The sequence below is a fragment of the Pedobacter sp. genome (assembly GCF_035566355.1).
Lineage (GTDB): Bacteria > Bacteroidota > Bacteroidia > Sphingobacteriales > Sphingobacteriaceae > Pedobacter.
Genome location: NZ_DATMRL010000036.1, coordinates 1 through 4,043 on the forward strand (window position 1 = coordinate 1; position 4,043 = coordinate 4,043).

A 4,043-nucleotide genomic window follows, 5' to 3' on the forward strand; every position below is an offset into this window, starting at 1 on the left:
GGCTATCATTCTGGTAAACATGGTAATTAACACCTGATGGTTATCCGGACTTTCTTCTTCTCCTCGTATTCCTTCCTGTGTCAACAGATTCGGATAAGTCCTGGAATAACCAGTTGGGCGGTATTCGTCATGAATATCCAGCATTAATTGATGATCAGCCGTTTTCCGAATGGCCTCATGGAGCCACAACGTGTTTTTTTGTGGTCCAACATCAACAAAGCCGAATTTCATTCCCTTCACCCCCCATGATTTAAATAAAGGAAGTATGGTATCCAGTTCTTTGGATAAGGCCCGTTGATTTACATAGAGTATCACACCAACGTTTTTACTTTTTCCATAATTTATGATACCCTGCAAATCCAAGGGGCCTGTAGATCTTGAAGGATCAACATTTACCGCCAAAGCACTGGATGCATTATCATACTCATGCCCATACCAACCGGCATCAAATTCTATATACTGCAAATGATGTTGGGCTGCAAAATCAATGCAGGCTTTTCCCCCGGTTGTTGTAAGCGTTACCTCACGAATCACCTTGCCCGGCTTAATCCAGGATATATCCTTTAGCGCATTAGCCTCGTTCAAATTCAAAATAAAACTGTTGTTTTCCAATAATTTCCCTGCAGATTCCGCAATCATCACATATCGCCAGGGCGTAGAAAAATTGCTTTTATATATTGCCTTTCCATCAAGTGCAGCAAGCAGCAACAGACTATCTTTTGAAGATCTGTTAAATTTCATCCGGGCATGATCTACCAGTGCCGCCTCACCAAGTGCAATGAAACGATTTTGGTCCATTTCAATCACATAGGGACGTTCCGCTCCATTACCTGTTTTGCTGATGCTGCCTTTTCTGTATGTTGCCTGGGCATTGCCTGCAATCCAGGAGGCATAATCAATAGCAAATTTAAAACCTGTGAGCTCCCTGGTGATGGTAATTTGTTGATCTGTCAGAATATTATATTTAAAAGCTACCCCCTCATTATACACCCTTAAGGTCATAGAAAACAAACGGTAAGGCGTTTTATCCTCTTTGAACTGGACAGTGGCTTCCCTGTAATAATTCAGATAATTATTCTTTTCACCATATACTGGCTTCCAGTTTTCTTTCACCACTTTTTCTTTAACAGAGACCATCATTAGATTTTCTGACAAAGGCCTTTCGTTTTCAAATTCAAGCCCCAGGGGAGAATTTTCAATGATCGGGCTACCCTGATAAGAAATGGAATAACTTAAGGCATTTTTATCTTCTATACCGGAGCTAACCGTTAACGTTATCTTTTTATCCGGACTTAAAATTTTGATCTCCCTTGCCTGGGTTATTAAGGTACTGGCGGTTAAACACAGTACTAAAAGTATTTTATTCATTTTTATTTATAAAAAATTACAATTCTAATTTGATTCCTTATAGGCATGATCAGCAGGCAAATCCAATCCTTTCCAGACCTTAAGGCTGGTCCAGTCCTGAGCCGCACTGGTCCAAAACGGATCATTTGCAGGCAAACCTAAAGGCAGTAAACCAACCGTGCAGAGGTATAAACTTCCGGTGGTAATATAGTATTCCCCAATATTGGGTTGGTGACCAGACAGTCCAAGCCTTAACCATCCCCCAGCGTCAAATGTGTTCGGTGCCGTCATCAGGCGATAAATAACCAAAGACAGCGCACTGCGAACCTGGCTGGGTGAAACATTAGCAGGCAGTTCTTTAAGCAAAGAAATTTGCGACAATACCTGGAAAGCACCAAAACGATAAACCAACGACCTGCCCACCGGTGGGAAGGTACCTTCGGGTGAAATCATACGTTCTTGAACTGCTGCATATCTCTGGGCCCTCTTCAGTGCTTTATCATAGGAGATCACCTGATCAAGACCCTTATCTTTTAAAACTTTGGTGATGTCAAGGATCATGGGTTGAATCACAAAACTGTTATAGTAATCCCAATGAAAATCGGCCCCATCGCCATAAGCTCCATCACCTTTGTACCAAACTTCATGTTTGTTTAGGGCATAGGTAATCGGTTCCATATTTCCTGAATTTCCAGACTTTAGCAGAAAAGCTTCAATGATTGCACTAAACAACAACCAGTTATTTTCACCCGGTTTTATAGTCCTGGAACTTTTCAACGCATTGACCAGATTTGTTTTCGTATGCTGATCAAGGGGCTCCCACAATTGTGTATAACCTCTTAATAAACCTTGAGCCAGAAAGGCGGCGTCCACCAATGGCTGTTGGCCGTGCTTTGAGTCGAAATTAAGAAAGTCAGCGGCGGATGAATCGACTGCATTGGCCAAAGCCTTCCTTGTTAGCGCTATATAGCTGGTGCGGAGTTTTCCTTCTGTACTCTCATCCGGACCAAGCTCCAGCCATGGGGCAATACCAGCAAGGGTTCGTCCGAAAGCTTCCAGATGAGCCACCTCTTTACGCTTTTCTTCCTTACAATCTAAGGGCATTTTAGCACGCAGCTGATTTTTGCTCAGATTTCTTACCACAGGATCAGCAATTTTAACCAGTACAGATACCCAATAATCCCTGGAATTATAGGTTTCCGTTTTACGGTTCTTTTTCTCCTGCCCAATAGCCGAAAAACCAATGAATAATAGTAATGCAGGCCATATTAAAACTGCTAACCGCTTCATTTTTCTTGTATGCTTTACCATGGTAATCTTATGATTTGGAATGCAATATTAAACAAAAATGCCCACCGATATTACATCGATGGGCAAAGGAAACATTAAAGTACTCATTGAGGGCTAATAATTCAGCTTAATGGTAATATTCCAGGTTCCTGGCTCATAAATTGCAAAATCGAACCAATAGTTGAAGTACTTTCCAATAGCACTGCTGTTGTTGTACATATCTATACGCTCTGACCAGACCGGAATCCCATTTCCTGTTGGTAAACCACCAATAACGGGTATAGGGACGCCTGCTGTTTCAATCTCTAAACGATCAGGAAACTCGGTATACTTATTTATTTTTTGAAGCCCCATGTTGTGCCAATCTTTTAAATTTGGATTTGCGGCAGTTCCATAATCGTAGCCCAAAAGAGTTTTGGGATCTATTGGGGTACCATCTTTTCTAAGTGTTTTAACGATCAGCTTAGTAGGCCCGGTTGAAGCCTCAGCCTTTTCAATTTTAACGTCGATACCACTTATGCCATCCACGCCTGAAAAGGAATAAGAATAAGGCCCCGCAGGCGTAGTACTTATTGTCAATGCATCTTTTACGACAAGCTCTCCGGCGCTATTTTTTACTTTTATGTCAAAAATATATTTCCCCTGAGGAAAAATTTTAGCATCTGTAGCCTCTGCGTAAATGATAATCTGACCATTGGTTGGGTTAATATCTATAGCTGGTCTTTTAACGGGAATCCTGATTTTATTGATTTGATCCAATGAAGTTTCTAATCCCGTAGGGGTACCAGTCCAATAATAGGTATCCACTTTATAATTCATCAAATCGGTAAACACTTTACCATTCTCATCATGGATAGAAAGGATGCTTGCTTCTATTGGTTTGGTAGATTCATCTGCCGCTAAAGCTGCTGACATAATAATTCCCCGCCCGGTAGGCACCGTTAAAGTTTTCGTCGTATATCCTATTGCCTGACTTATAAAGCCAAGTTTTTCTTGTTTCTTACATCCTGTAAGCAATGCCATTACGGTCACAAATAGCAAACAAGAACTCAAATAAATTCTTTTCATAAATAATTTTCTATTAATTATCATTTATTCTAAAATATTTCAATTTGAAGCCACCGCTAAAATTCGCACCGTCGCTCAAAACGTGTAAAATTGCATTTGCAGTAATTAAATTATGAGTTTGCATACCCGCAGTATAATTGATAGAATCTTTAACTTTTATTTTTCGATGCTCATAAGTCATATAATCTGCCCCTGTCCTCACCGAACTACCTGCATTGGTAATGCCACTGATACCATGAATAACCAAACTGTCTGCATTATAATCCTTATATGCTTTATCCTTATCGGCAACAGCACGCTCTAAAGAAACCTTGTCATTGACCAGGATAAACCTTTTC

Annotated in this window: 4 protein-coding genes; all 4 read right to left on the reverse strand. The window is 40.6% G+C overall.

Features of this window, described 5'->3' with window-relative positions:
• Window positions 1-1,368, reverse strand: a 1,368-nt coding sequence (locus VNZ46_RS01245) for a glycoside hydrolase family 97 N-terminal domain-containing protein (RefSeq protein WP_325558255.1), incomplete at its 3' end; no start/stop codon positions are given.
• 24 nt (window positions 1,369-1,392) lie between these two features.
• Entirely contained in the window at window positions 1,393-2,637 is a 1,245-nt protein-coding gene (locus VNZ46_RS01250; protein WP_325558256.1) for a DUF2264 domain-containing protein, read from the reverse strand.
• A 114-nt stretch (window positions 2,638-2,751) separates the two neighbouring features.
• A complete protein-coding gene (locus VNZ46_RS01255; protein ID WP_325558257.1) occupies window positions 2,752-3,705 on the reverse strand; it encodes a DUF5007 domain-containing protein in 954 nt (317 codons plus the stop codon).
• A 13-nt stretch (window positions 3,706-3,718) separates the two neighbouring features.
• On the reverse strand, window positions 3,719-4,043 hold a 325-nt coding region (locus VNZ46_RS01260), incomplete at its 5' end, for a hypothetical protein (protein ID WP_325558258.1).

Excerpts from the sequence above, each read along its gene's own strand:
- VNZ46_RS01250 (WP_325558256.1), bottom strand. The coding sequence starts at position 2,637 with ATGAAGCGGTTAGCAGTTTTAATATGGCCTGCATTACTATTATTCATT.
- VNZ46_RS01255 (WP_325558257.1), bottom strand. The coding sequence starts at position 3,705 with ATGAAAAGAATTTATTTGAGTTCTTGTTTGCTATTTGTGACCGTAATG.